Annotated in this window: 22 protein-coding genes and 1 tRNA gene; 13 read left to right on the top strand and 10 right to left on the bottom strand. The window is 68.5% G+C overall.

The window, feature by feature from the left end; all coding sequences use genetic code 11:
- Positions 1 to 52: 52 nt before the first annotated feature.
- The 8 genes from fliA to OMP43_RS20195 all read right to left on the bottom strand — a co-directional run bounded on the left by fliA (position 53) and on the right by OMP43_RS20195 (position 6,284).
- A complete protein-coding gene (fliA, locus tag OMP43_RS20230) occupies positions 53 to 817 on the bottom strand; it encodes an RNA polymerase sigma factor FliA (protein WP_280281354.1) in 765 nt (254 codons plus the stop codon).
- Positions 814 to 2,895, bottom strand: coding sequence for a flagellar biosynthesis protein FlhA (gene flhA / locus OMP43_RS20225; protein WP_280281353.1), 2,082 nt, complete (start codon positions 2,893 to 2,895; stop codon positions 814 to 816). Before flhA ends, fliA begins: the two co-directional genes overlap by 4 nt.
- A gap of 6 nt (positions 2,896 to 2,901) precedes the next feature.
- A complete protein-coding gene (locus OMP43_RS20220; protein ID WP_280281352.1) occupies positions 2,902 to 3,789 on the bottom strand; it encodes a lytic transglycosylase domain-containing protein in 888 nt (295 codons plus the stop codon).
- 87 nt (positions 3,790 to 3,876) lie between these two features.
- Positions 3,877 to 4,188, bottom strand: coding sequence for a flagellar protein FlgN (locus OMP43_RS20215; RefSeq protein ID WP_280281351.1), 312 nt, complete (start codon positions 4,186 to 4,188; stop codon positions 3,877 to 3,879).
- Positions 4,175 to 4,468 (bottom strand): flagellar biosynthesis anti-sigma factor FlgM, encoded by a 294-nt coding sequence (locus OMP43_RS20210; protein ID WP_280281350.1) that lies wholly within the window; start codon positions 4,466 to 4,468, stop codon positions 4,175 to 4,177. The genes OMP43_RS20215 and OMP43_RS20210 overlap by 14 nt, the downstream gene beginning before the upstream one ends.
- Positions 4,469 to 4,537: 69 nt before the next feature.
- On the bottom strand, positions 4,538 to 5,128 hold the full coding sequence (locus OMP43_RS20205; protein ID WP_280281349.1) for a flagella basal body P-ring formation protein FlgA: 591 nt from the start codon (positions 5,126 to 5,128) through the stop codon (positions 4,538 to 4,540).
- Positions 5,125 to 5,619, bottom strand: a complete 495-nt coding sequence (locus OMP43_RS20200; RefSeq protein WP_280281390.1) for a flagellar motor protein MotB — start codon at positions 5,617 to 5,619, stop codon at positions 5,125 to 5,127. Before OMP43_RS20200 ends, OMP43_RS20205 begins: the two co-directional genes overlap by 4 nt.
- Before the next feature lie 2 nt (positions 5,620 to 5,621).
- Positions 5,622 to 6,284 carry a MotA/TolQ/ExbB proton channel family protein gene (locus OMP43_RS20195; RefSeq protein WP_280281348.1) on the bottom strand — a complete coding sequence of 221 codons (663 nt, stop codon included), beginning with the start codon at positions 6,282 to 6,284 and terminating at the stop codon, positions 5,622 to 5,624.
- Positions 6,285 to 6,501: 217 nt separating this feature from the next.
- Between OMP43_RS20195 and flgB the strand changes: the two genes are divergently transcribed.
- The 13 genes from flgB to OMP43_RS20130 all read left to right on the top strand — a co-directional run bounded on the left by flgB (position 6,502) and on the right by OMP43_RS20130 (position 17,538).
- Positions 6,502 to 6,855, top strand: a complete 354-nt coding sequence (gene flgB / locus OMP43_RS20190; RefSeq protein WP_280281347.1) for a flagellar basal body rod protein FlgB — start codon at positions 6,502 to 6,504, stop codon at positions 6,853 to 6,855.
- 2 nt (positions 6,856 to 6,857) lie between these two features.
- Positions 6,858 to 7,268: a flagellar basal body rod protein FlgC gene (gene flgC, locus OMP43_RS20185; RefSeq protein WP_086127697.1), complete on the top strand. Its 411-nt coding sequence runs from the start codon at positions 6,858 to 6,860 to the stop codon at positions 7,266 to 7,268.
- A 2-nt stretch (positions 7,269 to 7,270) separates the two neighbouring features.
- The gene (locus tag OMP43_RS20180; protein WP_345849409.1) at positions 7,271 to 7,978 is read left to right on the top strand and encodes a flagellar hook assembly protein FlgD; all 708 of its coding nucleotides are present in this window, start codon (positions 7,271 to 7,273) and stop codon (positions 7,976 to 7,978) included.
- Positions 7,979 to 8,006: 28 nt separating this feature from the next.
- Positions 8,007 to 9,314 (top strand): flagellar hook protein FlgE, encoded by a 1,308-nt coding sequence (locus tag OMP43_RS20175; RefSeq protein WP_280281346.1) that lies wholly within the window; start codon positions 8,007 to 8,009, stop codon positions 9,312 to 9,314.
- Between the two features lie 26 nt (positions 9,315 to 9,340).
- On the top strand, positions 9,341 to 10,084 hold the full coding sequence (gene flgF, locus OMP43_RS20170; RefSeq protein ID WP_280281345.1) for a flagellar basal-body rod protein FlgF: 744 nt from the start codon (positions 9,341 to 9,343) through the stop codon (positions 10,082 to 10,084).
- Between the two features lie 14 nt (positions 10,085 to 10,098).
- The gene (gene flgG, locus OMP43_RS20165; RefSeq protein ID WP_167300131.1) at positions 10,099 to 10,887 is read left to right on the top strand and encodes a flagellar basal-body rod protein FlgG; all 789 of its coding nucleotides are present in this window, start codon (positions 10,099 to 10,101) and stop codon (positions 10,885 to 10,887) included.
- A 9-nt stretch (positions 10,888 to 10,896) separates the two neighbouring features.
- Entirely contained in the window at positions 10,897 to 11,592 is a 696-nt protein-coding gene (locus OMP43_RS20160; protein WP_280281344.1) for a flagellar basal body L-ring protein FlgH, read from the top strand.
- 14 nt (positions 11,593 to 11,606) lie between these two features.
- On the top strand, positions 11,607 to 12,719 hold the full coding sequence (locus OMP43_RS20155) for a flagellar basal body P-ring protein FlgI (RefSeq protein ID WP_280281343.1): 1,113 nt from the start codon (positions 11,607 to 11,609) through the stop codon (positions 12,717 to 12,719).
- Positions 12,716 to 13,072, top strand: coding sequence for a rod-binding protein (locus OMP43_RS20150; protein ID WP_280281342.1), 357 nt, complete (start codon positions 12,716 to 12,718; stop codon positions 13,070 to 13,072). Before OMP43_RS20155 ends, OMP43_RS20150 begins: the two co-directional genes overlap by 4 nt.
- Positions 13,069 to 14,412, top strand: coding sequence for a flagellar hook-associated protein FlgK (gene flgK / locus OMP43_RS20145; protein WP_280281341.1), 1,344 nt, complete (start codon positions 13,069 to 13,071; stop codon positions 14,410 to 14,412). Before OMP43_RS20150 ends, flgK begins: the two co-directional genes overlap by 4 nt.
- Before the next feature lie 6 nt (positions 14,413 to 14,418).
- Positions 14,419 to 15,318, top strand: coding sequence for a flagellin (locus tag OMP43_RS20140; protein WP_280281340.1), 900 nt, complete (start codon positions 14,419 to 14,421; stop codon positions 15,316 to 15,318).
- A 274-nt stretch (positions 15,319 to 15,592) separates the two neighbouring features.
- Positions 15,593 to 16,456 (top strand): flagellar motor stator protein MotA, encoded by an 864-nt coding sequence (gene motA / locus OMP43_RS20135; RefSeq protein ID WP_280281339.1) that lies wholly within the window; start codon positions 15,593 to 15,595, stop codon positions 16,454 to 16,456.
- Between the two features lie 110 nt (positions 16,457 to 16,566).
- Positions 16,567 to 17,538, top strand: a complete 972-nt coding sequence (locus OMP43_RS20130; protein WP_280281338.1) for a flagellar motor protein MotB — start codon at positions 16,567 to 16,569, stop codon at positions 17,536 to 17,538.
- An 8-nt stretch (positions 17,539 to 17,546) separates the two neighbouring features.
- Here the strand turns inward: OMP43_RS20130 and OMP43_RS20125 are convergent, their stop codons facing one another.
- The gene (locus OMP43_RS20125; RefSeq protein ID WP_280281337.1) at positions 17,547 to 20,519 is read right to left on the bottom strand and encodes a TonB-dependent receptor; all 2,973 of its coding nucleotides are present in this window, start codon (positions 20,517 to 20,519) and stop codon (positions 17,547 to 17,549) included.
- A gap of 166 nt (positions 20,520 to 20,685) precedes the next feature.
- Positions 20,686 to 20,772, bottom strand: a tRNA-Leu gene (locus tag OMP43_RS20120).
- Between the last annotated feature and the right edge of the window lie 73 nt (positions 20,773 to 20,845).

Below are 20,845 nucleotides of genomic sequence, written 5' to 3'. Positions count from 1 at the left end.
CGGCCGGACCGCCTTGCGATGTGGGATTTCGCCTGCTCGATGCTGGCGGCGACTAGCCGAGCCGGCGCGCCAGCCCCTTCTTCAGCCGCGCATGCGCCGACGCCTTGATCTGGCAGATGCGCGCGGCCCCCACGCCCAGGACCTGCCCGATCTCCTCGAGATTCAGTTCCTCGACATAATAGAGCTGGATCACCTGCTGCTCGCGCTCCGGCAGCTCGGCGATCGCCGCGATCAGCGCCTCGCGCTGGTCGCTCTCCGCCAGCTGGTCGAAGGCGCTGGGCTCGTCGGACATGAACCAGGGGCTCTCGTCCGAATAGCTGTCGTCGATCGAATCGAAGCGCACCGCCTCGGCATTGGCATAGTCGGCGCGCAGCTTCTCCGGCGTCACGCCGAGTCGGGCGGCGACCTGTTCGTCGTCGGGCGCGCGGCCCAGTTCGTTGGTCAGCACCGATATCGCTTCCTGATAGGCCTTGCGCCGGCGCATCGCCCCGCGCGTGGTGGTCGCCTGGCGGCGCAGCTCGTCGATCATCGCGCCGCGCAGCCGGGTGGCGAGATATTGCTCGAAGGTCACCTGCCCCCGGTCCTCGAACGCCGCCGCCGCCTCGATCAGCGCGACCAGCCCGACCTGGATCAGGTCCTCCACCTCGACGAGCGAGCTCATCGAGCCATGGATGTGCCAGGCGATGCGCCGGACGAGCGGCAGGTGCCTGCGCACCAGCGCCTCGGGATCGCGCCGCGGCGGCGTGGGCGTGTAGGTCAGCGGCGTAAGGGCCAGTGAAGCCATGGCGTCCAGTTTCCCCGGAGTGAAAGCGTTCATGCGGGCAGCGCCTCCGGCGCGCCGATCACCGCGACGACTTCGACGGCCTTGTCCTCGGGCACTTCGAAGAAGCTCATCACCGGCGTGTCGGGCAGGATCGTCTTGACCAGCTTGCGGATCGCCACCCGGATCGAGGGCTGGACGACGAGCGCGAAGGGCTTGGCCTCGGCGATCAGCGGCTGGGCGGCGCGCTGCAGCGCCTCGGCGATGCGACGGCCCAGATCGGGCTCGATCGTATGACGCTTCGAGGGATCCGAGCGGACCGCCTGGCCGAGCAGCGCCTCGAGCTGGCCTTCGAGCGTCATCACCCGCAGCGGCTCGCGCACGCCGCACAGGCGCTGGATGATCAGCGGGCCGAGCTCGGGGCGGATCAGCTCCATCAGCTCGTCCGCGTCCAGCGTCCGCTGGGCGGCGACCGCGATGGCGGCGGCGATCCGGCGGAACTCCTTGAGCGGGATGCTCTCGGCGAGCAGGCCGCGCAGCACCTGGGTGAGCGTGGTGAGCGGCACCGGCGACGGGCACAGCGCCGCGACCAGCTGGGCCGAACGCTCCTTGAGCCCGTCGAGCAGCGCCTGGACCTCGTCCGGGCCGAGCAGGTCCGACGCATTCTGGATCAGGCACTGGTTCAGATGGGTGGCGACCACGGTGCCCGGATCGACGACGAGATAGCCCAGGCCCGTGGCGGCATCGGAATCGCCCTGGGCGATCCACAGCGCGTCGAGCCCGAAGGTCGGGTCCTTGACCGGCTTGCCGTCGAGGCGGCCCGAGGCCTGGCCGGTGTCGATCGCCAGCACCTCGTCGGGCGAGACATTGTCCTCGGCGACGACGACGCCGCCGATGACGATGCGATAGGTGAAGGGCGCCAGGTTGATGTCGTCGCGCACGCGCACCTGGGGCACGACGAAGCCGAGCTCCTTGGAGAGCTGGCGGCGCACCCCGGTGATGCGGCCCATCAGCGGGCCGCCGCGCCGCTCGTCGACCAGCGGCACCAGGCCATAGCCGATGTCGAGCATCACCTGCATGTTGTCGGTCACTTCGTCCCAGCCGATCCTGGAAAGGTCGGCCGGCTCGGCCGGCGGCGCGGCGACGGGCTTCGGGCGGTTGGCCGCCTTGCGCAGGCGCCAGGCCGCGAAGCCGGCGGCGGCGGCGGCCGGCAGCATCAGGAAATGCGGCATGCCCGGGAAGACGCCGAGCAGGCCCAGGATGACGGCGACCGGCATCCAGGTCTTGTGGCTGGCGAACTGGGTGCCGATCTGGCCGGCCAGGTCGTGGCTCGACGCGACGCGGGTGACGATCGCCGCGGCGGCGATCGAGAGCAGCAGCGCCGGCACCTGCGCGACCAGCGCATCGCCGATGGCGAGCAGGACATAGGTGGAGGCCGCCTCGCCCACTGCCATGTGATGGCTGGCGACGCCGAGGATCAGGCCGCCGATCACGTTGATCGCCAGGATCAGCAGGCCGGCGATCGCGTCGCCCTTCACGAACTTGGACGAACCGTCCATCGCGCCGTAGAAATCGGCTTCGGTCGACACTTCCTCGCGGCGCTTCTTCGCGTCGTCGGGCGTGATCAGGCCGGCATTGAGATCGGCGTCGATCGCCATCTGCTTGCCGGGCAGCGCATCGAGGGTGAAGCGCGCCGAGACTTCCGAGACGCGGCCGGCACCCTTGGTGACGACGATCATGTTGATGATCACGATGACCGCGAACACCACCAGGCCGACGACATAGTCGCCGCCGATCATGAAGGTGCCGAACGCCTCGATCACATGGCCGGCGGCGCTTTCCCCCTCATGGCCGTGCACCAGCACGACGCGCGTCGAGGCGACGTTGAGGCCGAGTCGGAACAGCGTCGCAAACAGCAGCACGGTGGGGAAGGCGGAGAAATCGAGCGGCTTCTGCGCGTTCAGCGCCACCATCAGCACCGCGAGGCTGATCATGATGTTGAGGATGAAGAAGGCGTCGAGCAGGAAGGCCGGGATCGGCACCACCATCAGCGCGACGAGCAGCAGGATCGCGCCGGGCAGCGCGAAGCTCTTCAGGGCAGGGCCGGTCCCTGCGGGAAGCGAGAGTGCGGACACGGGGGGTTACGCTCCCAGATTCGCGAGCATGAGATAGGCGAGCCTGGCATTCTCCGGCGTCGGCCGGAGCGGATCGATGCGGCGGCCGAGCGCCGGTTCGCCGGGCGAACCCTGGGCGACGTTCAGCTGGGCGAGCGTGTTCTGCACCCAGTGGCGGTCGCGATCGACCGCGCCGTTGCCGAGCACGACTTCGTTGTCGCCGTCGCTCCAGGCGCGCGCGGCGGCGGCGAAGCCGGCATCGAGCCCGTCCGGGGCGATGCCGGCGGCGCCGCCCGCGGCCGCGCCCTGGTCGAGCTTGCCGGCGAAGCGGCTATAGATGTCCGAGAGCGTGCGCGGCTGGCCGTTCGACGCGTAGAACACGCTGCGATTGGCGCGCGCGGCGGCGGGGAACAGCGAGGCGCCGGTACGGCCGGGGCTGTCGGCCATCGCGCTCAGGAACTTGCCGGCGCCGCCCAGGCCGAGGAAGTGCGCCATGTAGAGATCGGTGCCGGTGGCGGGGCGGCCGAGCGAATCCTCGAGCGCCGCCTTGTTGTCGGCGGCATGCTCGGCGGCCATCAGCGACGCGGTCTGCGGATCGCTGCGCAGGCCCAGGATCGCGCTGCGCGCGGCGGGATCGCTGACGACATAGCGGCCGGTGCCGGTCTGCTTGATGCTGTCGGCGGCCCAGGACAGGCCGTGCTCGGCACCGTGCTGCTTCACCACGCCCAGCCAGCTCTGCTCGATGAACTGATAGAGGCCGGTGGCGGAGGACGTGCCGGCGCGCGCATCGGCGCGCAGCCCGCTTTCCACCTGCGCCTGGCCGAGCAGATAGTTGAAGTCGATGCCGGTCTTGCGGCTTGCCGCGGCGATCGCCGTCTGGACGCTTGCCCTGGTGTTGACCGAAGTAACGCTCATCGATCCTGGAATCCGAATAGCCTAATCCGAGGCTATCCACAGCAAGGACCGTGCCAGTTACGGTTAACGGATGTCGGAAACGCCCGTTCAGCCGAGGGCGTAGCCGCCCACCTTGTAGGCGGGGGCCTGCTGGCCGGAAAGGATTTGCAGGCGGCGGCGAACATTTGCCGCCATCAGGTTCACATAGATGCGGCAAGTCTCGTTGAGCTTGTGCGCCTCGGCGGCGAGCTCGCGGATCTCGGGGCCGGGCGCCTCGCCGTCGTGCAGCGCGACCGTGTCGATCGCGGCCAGCTTGGTGCGGGTGGCCGCCTCGAGCGCGGCGACATCGTTCGCCTTGAGCGCCGCGATCTCGGCGTGAAGGCATTCGATCACCTGGATGAGCGCGTCACGACGGTTCACGGGACTTCCAATCGAGCTTGAAGGCGAGCAGCCGGTCGGCGATCGTCGAGGGAGAAAGCGGGAACTTGTTGTCGTGGATCGCCTTGCGGATGCGCGAGACCCGATCGGTGTCGACCGGCGGCCGCGCCGCCTGTTCCACGGCGATCTCCGCCGCGGCGCTCCGCACCGCCGGCGCGTCGCTCGCGACCGGGCGCACCGCCGCCACGCGGGCGGCGGGGTCAACGGGCACGGTGCGACGATCGGTGACCGCGCCTCCCTTCGTGCCGATTGAGTCCACCATTGCCTGCGATCCTAGCTGTGCCTGCAGCCCTTCAAACGGCCAGGGCGCGCGAAGCTTTACGGAAAAATTTCAGCTGCCCTCGGCAAAGCCGGGCAGGCGGGCGCGGCCGGGCTCGATCGCGATCGCCTGGATCGGCGGCTGCCTGTCGTCCACCTTGATGCCGATCCGGCCGCCCGGAGGCGCGTCGTTCATCGCGATGCCCTGTCGCGAGATCGCGAACCCCTCGGCCCCCGCCTCCACCGTGACTGCGTCGCCGCGCTTGATCACCGGCTCCACCTTCACCGGGATCGCCGGGCGGACGAGCGTGGTGGCGGGCATCGGCGCGGGCTGCTCGGCCCGGGGGCGGGGCACCGCGGCGACGGGCACGAAGATCTTCCAGGCCGGCGCCATGCAGCGCACCACGACCGCGTCGCGATTCTCGCTGCGCCATTCGAGCTGGGGCGCGGGGCAGGAGGCGAGCTTCAGCCGCCGGTCGATCGGGGCGATCGCCCCGCCCTGCGCGCCGACGGGCTTGCCGGCGAACTGGGCGACGATCGCGTCGAGCGCCTGGGTCGACTGGAAATCCTGCGCGCCGGCGGGTGCGGCGGTGACGAGAGCGATGGCGAGGAACATGGTCTTCTCCATGGAAAGAGGCGTGGCGATTGCCGGGCGGCGGATCATTGCCGGTCTCCCTCGAAGCCGAGGGCGAGGACGGCGCGGCGCTGGCCGCGGCCGGTGGAGATCATGATGCGCGCGGGATCGACCGCGCGCTGGCCGACCAGCAGGGCGGCGACGGCGCGGGCGCGATCGGCGGCGAGGATCGGGCCGCTGCCGGTAGCCGGATCGACATCCGCTTCCGATCCGTCGACTTCGCCGGTGATGCGCAACAGGGTCCGCGGGTCGCGCGCGGCGCCACGCGCCCATTCCAGCGCCGAGCCGGTATCGACGGGCACTGCCGAGCCCGGCGCGAAGCCGGTGGCGGTGGCGATGTCGACCGGCATGGCGGCGGGCGCGGCCTCGTGCGCGCCGAAGCCCGCGCGGATGCCCGCGGCGAGCTTGGCGGGATCGACCTGGGTCGCCTGGAGGAAGACGAAGAAGCCGACGAGCAGCAGCGACAGGTCGGCCAGCGTGACCAGCCAGGGCGCGCGCGCGGGCTCGTCCTCGTCGAACATGGTCACGCCGCGATCTCCTTTATCCGGCCGGTGCCCGGCTCGATCCCGGCCAGGGCGGCGAGCGCCGGCTGGAGGCGGAGCCGCTCCTGCGCCTCGTGCCGGGCGCGGCGCTTCAGGCGTACGGCGACCGGCAGCAGCACGAGATTGGCGAGCAGCGCGCCATAAAGGGTGGCGAGCAGGGCGACGGCCATGGCGCCGCCGATCGCCTGGGGATCCTTCATCGCGGCGAACATGCCGACCAGGCCGAGCAGCGTGCCGACCATGCCCATCGCCGGGGCCAGCTCGGCCGCACCGGACCAGACCTCCCATGCACCGCGCTGACGCTCGACGCGCGCGCAGCGACGCTGTTCGAGCAGCGTCTCGACTTCCCGCGGCCCCGCGCCATCGACGATCGCGGCAACGGCCGCGGCGATGTCCGGATCCTCGATCTTCGAGCGATCGAGCGCGATCACGCCGTGGCGCCGCGCGATCCGGCCCAGCGCCGAGACCTGGGCGAGCAGGGGCTCGGCATCGAAGCGGCGGCGCGGCAGCACGCCGAGCGCCGCGGCACCCCGCGCCAGGTCGCCCGAAGCGCTGCGCAGCACGGTGCCGGCCAGCGTCCCCCCGCCGACAATGGCGAGCGCGAGCGGATCGAGGAAGGTACCCAGGGCGGGAAGTGCATTCATGTCCATGCCTGCGTGGGTGCAAGACACGGGCCAACCGCGCGGGCCGGCGCGAAACGCCCGCCAGGCCCGATGGAGCGGCAACCACCTGCCGCCGCACCGGCAAAACCTTGCCGCGACTTGCCGGCCCTGAGGGGAAACCGGGTTTTTTCACACCTTCAGGCAAATTGGCACGGCGATTGCTTGGAACCCGCCGAACCTTTTGTGCGGGAGACGTGCAATGCCCGATGACAAGCTTTTCGGCGTACACGGCGCGGCGCTTGCCGTGCGCTCGCAGCGCATGGGCATGCTGGCGTCGAACATCGCGAACGCCTCGACCCCCGGCTACAAGGCCAGGGACGTGGATTTCCGCGCCGCGCTGAACGGCGCGACCACGCCGGGCGGCTCGCTCGACGCGGCGATCGACGCCAACACGCTCTACCGCGTGCCGCTCCAGCCCTCGGTCGACGGCAACACCGTCGAGCTCACCACCGAACAGACCGCCTTCGCGGAGAATGCCGTCGCGTATCAGACGACGCTGTCGTTCCTCAACGGCCGCATCAACCAGATCACGCGCGCGCTGAAGGGAGAATGAGCATGGGCGACCAGCCGCTATCCATCTTCCAGGTATCCGGCCGCGCGATGAGCGCGCAGCTGGTGCGGATGAACACCACGGCGTCGAACCTGGCCAATGTCGGCACGGTCGCGTCGAGCGCCGACGCCGCCTATCGCACGATCAAGCCGGTGTTCCGCACCGCCTTCGACGAGGCGAGCGGCATGTCGACCGTCGATGTCGAGCAGGTCGTCACCGCGGGCTCCGATCCCACCAAGCGCTACGATCCCGGCAACCCCATGGCCGACAAGGACGGCAATGTCTGGGAAGCCGCCGTGGACGAGACCCGGGAGCTGGTCGACATGATGGAGACCGCCCGGAACTACCAGAACAACGTCGAAGTGATGCAGACTGCCAAGCAGCTCATCGTCGACACCCTCAAGCTGGGCCGCTGATCATGAGTGACTTCGACAACACCCTCGCCGGGCTGGGCATCTCCCGGTACAACAAGACGAGCACGACGAGCGGCACCACGCTCGACACGAAGGACACGTCCCGGCTCGGCAAGACCGACATGAACGTCTCCGACTTCCTGGCGCTGATGACCGCCCAGCTGAAGAACCAGGATCCGTTCCAGCCGGTCGACAACAGCCAGATGGTCGCCCAGATGGCGCAGTTCTCGTCGCTCTCGGGCATCACCGAGATGAGCTCGACGCTGAAGTCGATCGCCAGCAAGCTGAACGGCGGCACGCTCAACGACGCGCTCGGCTATGTCGGCAAGAACGTGCTCGTCCAGGGATCGACCGCCTATCCGCGCACCAGCGGCGGCCTGGCGGGCGCCGTGGCGCTCGACAAGGACGCGACCAACGTCTCCGTCACCATCAAGGATCAGAACGGCAACACGCTGAAGACGATCGAGATGGGCAAGGAAGGCAAGGGCGCGGTCGCCTGGGACTGGGACGGCAAGACCGATGCCGGCGAAAGTGCCGGCGCGGGCCCCTTCACGGTCAGCGTCACCGCCACCAACGGCACCGGCAGCGTCAAGGCCTATCCGCTGGTCTGGGCGCCGGTCACGGCCGTCTCGATGGGATCCGACGGCAAGCCCGTCCTCACGCTTCCGGGCATCGGCAACGTGTCCACCGACGCCGTCTGGCAGGTCGGCTGAATCCATTTTTTCCACGGAGTAACGGAAAATGTCCTTCTTCACCTCGCTCTCCGGCCTGCAGGCAGCGCAGACCGACATGTCGACGATCTCGCACAATCTCGCGAACGTGCAGACCAACGGCTTCAAGAAGAGCACCACCCAGTTCGCCGACGTCATCGCGTCGACCGCCAACATGAACCCGACCCAGATGGTCGGCTCGGGCGTGGTCGTGAAGGCGGTGCGCCAGCAGTTCGGCCAGGGCGGCTTCACCCAGTCGTCTTCCTCGCTCGACGTCGCGATCTCGGGCGATGGCTTCTTCATCGTCAAGGGCGACGAGAAGAGCGGCAATGGCGTTGCCTATACCCGCAACGGCAGCTTCCAGGTCGATGCCGATCGCTATGTGGTCGACGCGCAGGGCAACAAGCTGCAGGTCTATCCGGTGGACGGCTCGGGCGCGGTGGTCGCGACCGGCCTGTCCTCGACGGTGAGCCTGCGCCTGCCCCAGACCAGCGGCACGCCCCAGGCGACCGAGAACGTCAAGCTCGGCCTCAACCTCAATGCCGGCTCGGCGATCCCCTCGACCAACCCCAAGTTCGAGAGCGCCGGCTACAAGTTCGACCGTTTCGACCCGACCACCTACAACCAGTCGGTCCAGACGACGGTCTATGACGCGAACGGCAACGCGCTGACGCTGACCAACTATTTCGTCCGCGAGACCAAGCCGACCGACAGCGACGCGACCAGCACCTGGAAAGTCTATTCGTTCGTCGGCGACCAGCAGCTCAATGCCGGCGACGATCCCACCACGATGAAGCAGTTCGAGCTGAAGTTCGACAGCACCGGCAAGCTGTCCGAGCCGACCACGCCGATCACCTTCATGGGCTTCCTGGCGCCGGGCGCGACTTCGGAGCAGGTGCTCAAGCTCGACCTGACCCAGGGCACCACCCAGGTGAGCTCGCCGTTCAGCCTCAACTCGACCAAGCAGGACGGCTCGCCCGTCGGCCAGATCGAGGGCGTGACGATCGCCGATGACGGCACCGTGACCGCCAGCTTCTCGAACGGCGACACCCAGGCGCTGGGCAAGGTCGTGCTCGCCAGCTTCACCAACAATGCGGGCCTGCGCCAGCTCGGCAACTCGACCTGGGCGGCCACCGGCTTCTCGGGCGATGCCCGCCTGGGCGAGCCGGGCACCAACGGCTTCGGCGGGCTGATGTCGGGCGCGATCGAGCGCTCGAACGTCGACATCACCGAAGAGCTGGTCAATCTGATCGCGGCGCAGCGCAACTTCCAGGCGAATGCCAAGGCGCTCGATACCGCAAGCCAGATGTCCCAGACGATCTTCAACATCCGCAGCTGATCGGATCGGCTGAGGAGGAGTAAGCAATGGACCGGCTTGTCTATACCGCGATGTCCGGGCTCAGGAGCCAGATGCAGTCGCAGGCGACGATCGCGAACAACATCGCGAACGCCTCGACCATCGGCTTCCGCGCCGAGCGCGTCAGCTTCGACCGGCTGGTCCTGCAGGGCACCGGCATGGATTCGCGCCAGATGGCGGCGGAGGAAGTCAACGACTTCGACCGCTCGAAGGGCACGATGGTCCAGACCGGCAACCCGCTCGACGTCGCGGTGAACGGCGACGCCTGGATCGCGGTCCAGGCGACCGACGGCACCGAAGCCTATACGAGGCGTGGCGATCTCCGGATCGCGCCCTCGGGCGTGCTGGAAACCGGCGACGGTTTCCCGGTGATGGGGTCGGGGGGCCCCATCACCGTGCCGCCCGCCGACCGGATCAGCATCTCCGAGGACGGCACAATCTCGATCGTGCCGCGCGGCGGCGACCCGACCCAGCCCCAGGAAGTCGGCAAGATCAAGCTGGCGAGCACCGGCGGCAGCCAGACCGCCAAGGGGCTCGACAATCTTCTCCATGTGAAGGGCGGCGGCGTGCTGCCCGAGGACATGGACGCCAAGGTGACTTCCGGTTCGCTCGAGCAGTCGAACGTGAACCTGACGCAGGCGCTGGTCGACATGATCGAGAACCAGCGCGCCTACGAAGTGCAGGCCAACCTGCTCAAGGAAGCCAAGAACATGGACGAGAGCACCGCATCGCTGATGCGGATGCCGTCCTGATGAGGAGTTAGAACATGGGATCGGCAGCACTGCACATCGCGCGCACGGGCCTCGACGCCCAGGATACGCGCATGCGGGTCATCTCGAACAATCTGGCGAACGTGAACACCACGGCGTTCAAGAAGGACCGCGCCAGCTTCGAGACGCTCGCCTATCAGGTCGTCACCGCGCCCGGCGCCGCCTCGACCGCGGAGACCAAATACGCGACCGGCCTGAACCTGGGCACCGGCGTGCGCATCCAGGGCACGCAGCGGCTCGAGACGCAGGGCTCGCTCCAGACCACGGGCAACGGCCTCGACATGGCGATCGACGGCAATGGCTATTTCCAGATCCAGCTGCCCGGCGGCGGCCTGGGCTATACCCGGGCGGGCAATTTCTCGCGCTCGGCCGAGGGGCAGCTGGTCACGGCCGAGGGCTATCAGGTGATGCCCGGCGTCACCATTCCCGAAGGCGCGATCTCGGTCACCGTCGGCAGCGACGGCACCGTCTCGGCCCAGATGCCGAACCAGACCGACCTTACCCAGATCGGCCAGATCCAGGTGGCGAGCTTCCCCAATCCGGCGGGGCTCCAGGCCGTCGGCGACAATTACCTGATCGAGACGCCGGCGAGCGGCACCGTCGCGCTCGGCAATGCCGGCATCGATGGCCGCGGCACGATCCGCCAGGGCATGCTCGAAGGCTCGAACGTCAACGTCGTCGAGGAGCTGGTCGATATGATCGAGACCCAGCGCGCCTATGAGGTGAACTCGAAGATGATCTCGGCGACCGACGAGATGCTCAAATATGTCAACCAGAACATCTGAGGGCGGATCATGAAGCATCTCCACGCCCTCGCCGCCGCCACGCTGCTCGCCGCCGGGCTCGCCTTCGCCGCGACGCCCGCCCAGGCGCAGTTCCTCGGCATCGGCAAGAAGAAGCAGCCGGAGGATTTCTCCGCGACGCTGCCCGCGCCGGTCGCCGTCCAGCCGCCCGCCAATGGCGGCATCTTCCAGGCGGGCGACGGCTATGCCGCGCTCTACGAGGGCATGCGCGCCCGCCGCGTCGGCGATCCGCTGACGATCCTGCTGGTCGAGAAGACCGCTGCGTCCAAATCGGCGGGCACCAAGCTCGACAGCGGCGGCGGCTTCGGCCTCACGCCGCCCACCACCGGCGCGCTCTCGCTGTTCAAGGAAAGCGATGCCAGCGTGAGCGGCAAGCGCAACTTCAACGGCACCGGCACGGCCGACCAGGCCAATGCGCTCTCCGGCGAGATCAGCGTCACCGTCGCTGCGGTCTATCCCAACGGCACGATGCTGGTGCAGGGCCAGAAGCGGGTGACGCTCAACCGGGGAGACGAGTTCGTCCAGATCAAGGGCCTGGTGCGCACCGCCGATATCGACGCGAACAATCGCGTGCTGTCGACCCGCGTCGCCGATGCCCGCATCGCCTATACCGGCAAGGGCGACGTCGCCCGCGCCAGCCGCCAGGGCTGGCTGAGCCGGTTCTTCTCCGCGATCAGCCCCTTCTAAGCCGGAGCAGAGACATGATCCGCCGCTTCCTCGCCCTCGCCGCCCTGGCGGCAATTACTCTTGGCGCCGCCGCCGTTCCCGCGGCGCACGCCCAGCGCGTGAAGGACCTGGGCGGCTTCCAGGGCATCCGCACCAACCAGCTCACGGGCTATGGCATCGTCGTCGGCCTGCCGGGCACGGGCGACGACAATCTGGAATATACCGTCCAGTCGATGAAGGGCGTCGCCTCGCGCTTCGGGCTGCAGCTGCCCCAGGGCGTGGCGCCGGGCCTGAAGAACGCCGCGGTGGTGATGATCACCGCCGAGCTGCCGCCCTTCGCCAAGCCGGGCCAGAAGCTCGACATCACCGTCTCGTCGATGGGCAAGGCCAAGTCGCTGCGCGGCGGCACGCTGATCCTCACCCCGCTTCAGGGCGCCGACGGCCAGATCTATGCGATGGCGCAGGGCAACCTCGCGGTCGGCGGCCTGGGCGCCGAGGGGGCCGACGGCTCGAAGATCGTCGTCAACACGCCGTCGTCGGGCCGCATCCCGGAAGGGGCCACGGTCGAGCGCACGGTCGATACCGGCTTCGACAGGTCGCCGTTCCTCACCTTCAACCTCGCCCGTGCCGACTTCACCACGGCGCAGCGCGTGCAGGACGCGATCAACCTGCGCTTCGGCACCGGCCGCGCCCGCGCGATCGACGGCGTCTCGATCGCCATCCAGGCCCCCGCGGGCCGCGACGTGCGCGCCGAGCTGATGAGCGAAGTCGAGAACCTCACCGTCGAGGCGGCGGAAGCCCCCGCCAAGGTGATCGTCAACGCGCGCACCGGCACGGTGGTGATCAACTCCGCCGTCCGCGTCAGCCCCGCCGCGGTAACCCATGGTAAACTGACCGTTCGTATTGATGAGAACCAGCGTGTCAGCCAGCCCGCGCCGTTCAGCAAGGGCGAGACCCGCACCGAGCAGCACAGCACGCTGGGCGTCGAAGAGGAGAAGCGACCCATGTTCCTGATGGCACCGGGCCCGAAGCTTTCCGACGTCGTCAAGGCGGTGAACGCGATCGGCGCGTCGCCGGCGGACCTCGTCGCCATCCTCGAGGCGCTCAAGGAAGCCGGCGCGCTCAAGGCGGAGCTGATCGTCCTGTGAGCAAGCTGCTCGGCCCCATCGGCAGCCCGTCGGGCGGCGTGTCGACCGACACGTCGCGCCTGGCGTCCAAGGAGAATCTCGAAGCCGCCGGCCAGCGCTTCGAGGCGGTCTTCACGGGCATGATGCTGAAGTCGATGCGCCAGGCCAGGCTGGGCGACGGGCTGTTCGACAGCAAGGGCGAGGACCAGTTCCGCGACATGCAGGACCAGCAGCTCGCCCAGAGCATGGCCGTGCACGCCCCGATCGGGATCGGCAAGGCGATGACCGCCTTCCTGGCCAGGAACCTCAAGACCGAAACGGCGCCCGCACCGGATGCCGCGCCGGCCGCGACGAACGGAGGCACCGTCAAATGACCGACCTGCTCTCGATCGGCGCCAGCGGCGCCCGCGCCTATCAGTCGGCGCTCGCCACCACGTCGGACAATATCGCCAATGCCGCGACCGCGGGCTATTCGCGCCGCGTCGCCACGGTCCGCGAAGTCGTCGCGACCGGCGGCAATACCGGCGCGATCAATTCGGGCCTGGGCGCCAATGTCGGCGGCGTCACGCGCGCGGCCGACGCCTTCAAGGCGACCGAAGTACGCAGCGCGAGCTCCGATCTCGCCCGCACTCTCGCCGGCGCCACCTGGCTCGGGCGGATCGACAGCAGCCTCACCCAGAACAAGCTGGGCGACCAGCTCACCGCCTTCTTCACTTCGGCCAAGGCCGTGGCGGCGGACCCGACCGCGCTGCCCGCGCGCGCGACGATGCTGGAGAATGCCGCCGGCGTCGCCGCCGCCTTCGGCGCCACCGGCAAGGCGCTCGACGGCGCGATGACCGATCTCAAGGCCTCGGCCGAGACCGCGGTGACGCAGCTCAACAACCTTTCGGCCAGCCTCGCCAAGGTGAATGCCGGCCTGGCGCGCGCCAGTGACGGCACCGCCGGCCAGGCCGCGCTGCTCGACCAGCGCGACCAGATGCTCGAGCAGATGAGCGCGCTGACCGACGTGACGGTGAGCTTCGACAATTACGGCCGGGCCACCGTGCACGCCGGCGGCAATACCGGCCCGCTGCTGGTCGAGGGCGCGCAGGCGGCCCAGGTCACGCAGGTGAGCAACGACGAGGGCGCCTTCTCCTTCGCGGTCAAGCAGAGCAGCGGCCAGGTCCAGCCGATGTCGCCGGGCGGCGGCGCGCTCGCCGGCATCGCCGAGAGCGGCGGGCGCATCGCGGCGGCCCGCGACCAGATCAGCCAGATGGCCAGGGATTTCGCCGAGGGCGTCAATGCCGTCCAGGCGGCGGGCAGCGACCTGCAGGGCAATGCCGGCCAGCCGATCTTCACGGTGGGCGACCCCGCCTATCAGCTCGGCACGGTCATGACCGACCCGCGCGGGATCGCCGCGGCGGCGGCGGGCGCGGGCCAGCGCGACAACAGCAACCTCGCCGGCTTCGACGCGCTGCGCACCAGCGGCAAGTTCGAGCAGGGCGTGACCGATCTCACCGCGGCCAATGGCGCGGCGCTTTCGGGCCGCAACAGCGTGGCCGACGCGCAGACCGCGATCCGCGACGCCGCCGTCTCGGCGCGCGATTCGGTGAGCGGCGTGAACATCGACGAGGAGGCGGTCGACCTGATGCGCTTCCAACAGGCCTATCAGGCGTCCACCCGCGTGATCCAGATCGCGCGCGAGACGCTGCAATCGCTCCTCGATATCAGGTAAACGATCATGCGCATCTCCACTTCGCAGATGTACAGCCGGCCGGTGTCGCTGATGACCCAGCTCACCGCCGAGGCCGACAAGACCCAGACCCAGATCGCCACGACCAAGCTGGGCGTGACCGCGGTCTCGGACGCGGCGGCCTATATCAAGCTGCAGCAGATCCAGCGCGCCACCACCGCCGACGCCACCTACAAGGCGAACATCACGGTCGCCCAGGGCGTGGTCTCGCAGACCGACCAGACGCTCGAGAGCGTCGAGACGCAGCTGCAGCGCGCCCTGGAGCTCGCGACCCGCGCCAAGAACGACACGCTTTCGAACTCGGATCGCGCGTCGATCGGCGCGGAGCTGAGCTCGATCCGCGACACGCTGTTCGCGCTCGCCAACACCAAGGACGATATTCGCGGCCAGCCGCTGTTCGGCGGCGCGACCGGCGACACCGCCTATGTGAAGAACGTCGACGGCTCGATCAGCTTCGCCGGCACCGGCGAGCCCTCCGCGATCCCGATCGGCGACGGCGAGAGCATCCAGCCGACGATCAGCGGCCAGCGGGTGTTCAGCCCCGCCGGCGCCGATATGTTCGCGGTCCTCGGCAACCTTGCCGACGCGCTCAAGGCGGGCGGCGACGTGCAGGCGGCCGGTGCCACGGCGCTGGACGGGATCAACGCCTCGCTCGACACGGTGGCGCTCGCCCGCGCCTCGGTGGGTGCGCGCGGCGCGCGGCTCGACCTCCAGGCGGACCGGCTCACCGATGTGGCGGAAACGCGCGAGGCGACCCGCTCGGGCATCGAGGACACCGACATCCCCACCGCGGTGGCGAACCTGCAGAAGACGCTGACCGTGCTCCAGGCGACCCAGGCCAGCTTCTCCAAGCTGAACAGCGTCTCGTTGTTCGACTATATCAAGTAAGCACCTGCGGGCGCTGCCCAATGGGATTGCGCCTGCCGCCGCGCGGCTGGGTTGGGGGACTCATATTCCTTCAACCGTCATCCCCGCCTGCGCGGGGATGACGAACGTAGTTTCAAGGGTTTGCCAAGGCTCTCGCGCTAGGCGGCCCCCGGCGAAAACCCAAGCGAAACGGCGAAATAATTCGCGCCGGTAACGAATTAACCATGTTTTTCCGCTGAAGATCACGGCGAAGCGGTCGTTAACCGAAACGTCAAAACAGGGGTTCTTCGCGCACATGTTTCCGGCAATCGGCCTCGTCATCCTGCTCGCGATGGTCTTCGGTGGTTTCGCGATCACCGGCGGCGCGCTCGGCCCCGTGCTCGAAGCGATCCCGCACGAGATGCTGATCATCGGCGGCGCCGCCATGGGCGCGCTCGTCATCGGCAATTCGACGAAGGAGCTGAAGGCGCTCGGCGGCGGCCTGGTCAAGGTGCTGAAGGGACCGAAGTACAAGAAGCAGGATTATCTCGACACGATCTTCCTCGTCTCGAAGCTGATGAAGATGCTGCGGACCGAAGGGCCGATCGCGCTCGAGCCGCATGTCGAGGATCCCAAGTCCTCCGCGATCTTCGCCGAATATCCGCGCCTGCTCGCCGATCACACGCTGATCAACCTGATCACCGACACGCTCCGCCTCGTCGTCGTCTCGTCGGGCACGCTCGACGTGCACGCGGTCGAAGAGGTGATGGACAACTCGATCAAGACCCACCACCACGAGGTCCAGGGTCCGCAGACCACGCTCCAGTCCTTGGGCGACGCGCTGCCGGCGCTCGGCATCGTCGCCGCCGTGCTCGGCGTGGTGAAGACGATGGGCTCGATCGACAAGCCGCCGAGCATCCTGGGCGCGATGATCGGCTCGGCGCTGGTCGGCACCTTCATGGGCGTGCTGCTGGCCTATGGCATCGTCGCCCCGCTGGCCGGCCGGTTGCAGCAGGTGATCGACGCCGATTCGGCGATCTATCACGTGGTGAAGCAGATCATCATCGCCTCGCTCCACGGCCATCCGCAGCCGCTGGTGATCGAGGCCGCCCGCTCCAGCATCGCGCACGCCAACCAGCCGGGCTTCGGCGAGGTGTTCGACGGGCTGCGCGGTCGTTGATCATGTTCGGCACCAGCCCGCGCCCCCACCCGGCCACCCAACAAGGTTACTCTCATGGGTGGCCGGGTGGGGGCGCGGGCTGGTGCGGTGCCGCGGCGGGAGCCGCATAAATGGCCGCTCCGCGCGCACCCCATGGAAACCAGCTCCAGCCGAAGATCATCGTCAAGAAGATCATCGTCGAGGGGCATGGCGGCCATCACGGCGGCGCCTGGAAGGTCGCCTATGCCGATTTCGTGACCGCGATGATGGCGTTCTTCCTGCTGCTCTGGATCCTGGGCGCCACCACCGAGAAGCAGCGCAAGGCGCTGGCCGATTATTTCGCGCCGACGCTCGTCGAGCTGAAGCAGAACAGCGCCGGCTCGAACGGCCTGTTCGGCGGCGAGGCGATCAACCAGCGCGACAATTATCCGGGCAAGGCCTCGCAGACCGGCACGCGGGCGCTCACCGTGCCGGTGGGCGGCAGCGGCGGCAACAATGTCGGCACCGGCGCCAAGGGCACGCTGAAGGACCAGCGCGCGCTGACCCAGCAGGACCAGAAGAATTTCGACGAGACCGCCAAGCGCATCCGCGAGCGGATGCGGGCGACGCCGGCACTGGCCAAGCTCGCCAATCACGTCCGCTTCGTGCCGACGCGCGACGGGATGCGGATCGACCTGCTCGACGATGCCAATTATTCGATGTTCAACCTGGGCACGACGGCGCTCGTGCCCGAGGCGAGCGCGCTGATCGGCACGATCGCGGATTCGATCCGGGGCATGGAGAACCCGATCATGATCCGCGGCCATACCGACAGCCTGGGCTATGGCGACCCGCTGGCGATGAACAACTGGATGCTGTCGAGCGGCCGGGCCGAGGCCACGCGCCGGCGGCTGCTCTCCGGCGGCGTGACCGAGATGCGCTTCGAGCGGATCGAGGGCGTGGCGGACCGCGAGCCGCTGATCGTCGACAATCCCGCCGATCCGCGCAACCGCCGCGTCTCGATCACTCTGCTCTATCGCCGGATCATGGACCAGGACCAGCAGGGCCGCTTCCGCCCCGGCCTGCGCGCCAGCCGCGAGGCCGGCGCGCCGCTACCGCACTGATCAGCCGATCAGAAGAACTGCTTGCGGAAGGTGAGCTTGATCGTGCGGCCGATGGGATCGCGCAGATTGGGCGCATAGGCCGCGGGCGTCATGCCGTTCTGATCGGTCACCCGCTGGCGGGCGTCGAACAGATTGTCGATCCGGAACTGGACCCGCGAGCCGCGGAACCAGGGGTGCTTGAGCAGGAAGTCGATGTCCTGGCCCGGATTGAACTCGGCCAGCAGGTTCAGCTTGGCGAGGCTGCCGAAATTGAGCTCGGTCGCGCCGCCCGGAATCGTCGCGGTGCCGCTGGTGGTGCGGGTGCCGCTCTGCCAGTTGCCGTTGAGCTGGAGCAGCAGCGCGTCGCGCTTGATGCCGGCGGTGAAATCCACCCGGTGCGCCGCGATCGACTGCGATCCCTCGCCGTCGAGACGGTCGATCACCGGCAGGCCCGGCCGGATCTGGATCTCGTCCTTGAGCACCCAGGTATGATAGGCGCTGAGCAGGATGCGGTTGCCACCGCCGCCGCCGCCAAAGCCGCCGCGACCACCACCGCCGCCCCCGCCCCCGCCGGGTCCGCCGAAGCGGCGCGGGCCGCCATCGCCGCCCGGACCGCCGCCGGGGCCCGGGCCGGGCCCGTCGGTCTGCACGCGTCCCTGTCCCTGGTCCGGCTGCGGCCCCTGGCCCTGCTGCCCGTCCGGGCGCGGGCCACGGAACTGCTGGTTCAGCGTGCCGCCGAACAGGCTCGATTGCTGGCCGAGGCGGCGGAACTGGTCGAACATCGCCGTCATCTCGGCCGGCATCGGCTGGCCGGTGCGGCGCGATTCCTCGCGCGCCTTCATGAACGCCTCGCGGCGCTCGCGCATGCGCTTCTGCTGCGGCGAGGCGATCGGGATGAACAGGTTGAAGCCCCAGCGCAGCTCGGAATGCGCGGTCCGGTCATAGTTCACCGGGCGGGTATCGAGGCTGAGCAGCCGCCCGCTGCCGTCCCGCACGAAGCGATCGGGGAAGGCGGCCTCGAGCTCCTCCGACGCGCCCGGAAAGTTCTGGATCGCGTTGCGGAAGCGCACATTGGTATAGTTCACCACGATGCCGAGATTGGTCTCGGTGAGCGGCCGGATGTTGAGCCCGACGCGGAACACATGCCGGCTGTCGGCACCTAGCGACGGGTTGCCGCCGGTGATCTGAGTGATGTTGACGCTCTCGCCGCGCACGAAATCATAGATGGGCACGTTGGGCGTGGTGACCACGGGATTGCCGAGCTGGCCCGGCGTCGGCGCGTTGCTGTCGTTGATGAAGCTGACGATCGCCTGGACCTGGGTGATGGGCGACCAGTTGAAGCCATAGCCGGTCGTGGTCAGCCGGCCGAAGTCCGACAGCTGCTCGATCTCGAAATTGGCGTTGACCGAGAAGTCGCCGACCGCGTCGAGCACCGCCCGGCGGCGGCTGGTGATCGGGACGGTGATGTTGCCGCGCACGGCGCCGATGTCGCGCGAGATGTCGCTCGCGCTGTACTGGCCCGAGCGGAAGGACTTGCCCGAAAGATCGTTGGTGCGGCCCGCCACGCGGACGCTGGTGGTCACGTCGCCGGCCGGCAGCTTGAACAGCGGGCCGTTGGTGAGGAACTCGATATTGCCCACCTTGGTCGTCGACTCGGTCCAGTCGTCCGGCCGGCTGCCGACCAGGCCGTAGGGGATCGCCGCGAACGGATTGAAACTGGCGTCGTTGGCGTTGAGCAGCGCCTGCATCTGCGACGGATCGACGCCGCGCGTGGTGGTCGTGTCGCTGCCGGTCTGCTGGTAGTTGGCGTTGAGCGACCAGCGCCAGCTGCTGATCCAGGGCGCGCTGTCGCCGTTGATCGTCACTTCGCCGCGCAGCGACTGGCTGCCGCTCGAGCGGGTGAGGGGATTGAGATTGTCGTAATAGCGCCGCAGCTCGACATTCTGGCCGAAGGGCGAGAACGGGTTGCCGGCGGGCAGGAGCAAGGTCGCGCTCGGCAGGCCGAGCCAGGATTCGCTTTCGTTGACGTCCAGATTGACGGTGGCGGTGGCGCTCACCTTGGCCGAGAGCGCGCGATTGTAGATGCCGCTGATCGTCAGGTTCTTCGCCGGGCCCACCAGCGTGCGATAGGGCGTGAGATCGGTGACGTTGGGATCATTGGCATTGGCGGCATAGCCCGCGAGCGACTGCTGGCCGCTCACGGGAACTCCGGCGACCGTCACCGGCTTGCCCGCCAATGCGCTCAGCGCCGGATCGATCTCCCCCCCGCCGATGCCGGTGATGTTGCCCCGCGTGTCGAACAGCGAGTTTCCGACGCGGCTCACGCCGCGCTCGCTCTCGAGGATCGCGGAGTTCTGATTGTACTTGACGTCGAGCGTCACCCGCCCGTTGCGGTTGAGCTTCAGGATGTTGAGATTGGCGCTCTCGGTCGCATTGCCGCCGGCGGTGGGCATCTGCCCCTCCAGCACGGTGGTGACCGCCTGGAAGCGGTTGCGCAGCACGAAGTTGATCACCTTCTGCGTGGCGCCATAGCCATATTGCAGGGCGACTTCCTCGGGCAGGATGTCGATCCGGTCGATCGCCTCGGTGGGCAGGTCGCGCACTTCGTTCATGCTCGAGCGGCGGCCGCTGATCAGGATCACCGGCTGCTCGTCGCCGCGGCCCGAGCTGCTGCCGAGCTGCGCCTGCAGCGCCGTGATCAGCTCCGAGACGTTCGAGGCGCCATAGGCACGGATATCGGCCGGATTGAGCTGGACCTCGGGCTTGACGTCGGTCTTGACCGCGCCGGGCAGCACGCCGTTGACGACGATCGTGCCTTCGTCGCCCGTCTCGTCCGGACCCTGATCCTGCGCGGCGGCCGGCTGCGACGCATGCTGCCGGGCGGGAGGATCCTGGCTCGGCGAAGGCATGGGCTGCTGCTGCGCCTGGGCCAATGCCCCGCCGGGCATCGCGCCGACGAGCAGACCGGCAACCGCACAACCCAGCTTCAACCTCGAACGCATCAATTCCCCCACCCTAATCGAAGACCCGCGGCGCACGTGACACCGCTTGCATGAATGCCGCGTGGCTAATCGCCACTTGTCGCAGAAGTTTGCCCGGTTCTGGAAAAAATCGCGGCACCGCGGATGGGAGCCCGCGCCCGGCTCCGCCGGGCGCTGCATGTTTCACTGGTGCGGTCGAGAAGACTCGAACTTCCACGGCCTTTCGGCCACAACGACCTCAACGTTGCGCGTCTACCAGTTCCGCCACGACCGCACGTGAAACTCCGTCGAATGAATACCGACGGCTGGTAAGGCAGCGGCCCCTAGCAATGCGTTTCGGACAATGC

This window comes from Sphingomonas sp. CBMAI 2297 (assembly GCF_029870595.1).
Lineage (GTDB): Bacteria > Pseudomonadota > Alphaproteobacteria > Sphingomonadales > Sphingomonadaceae > Sphingomonas.
This window is presented reverse-complemented; position numbering and strand designations above follow the sequence as displayed.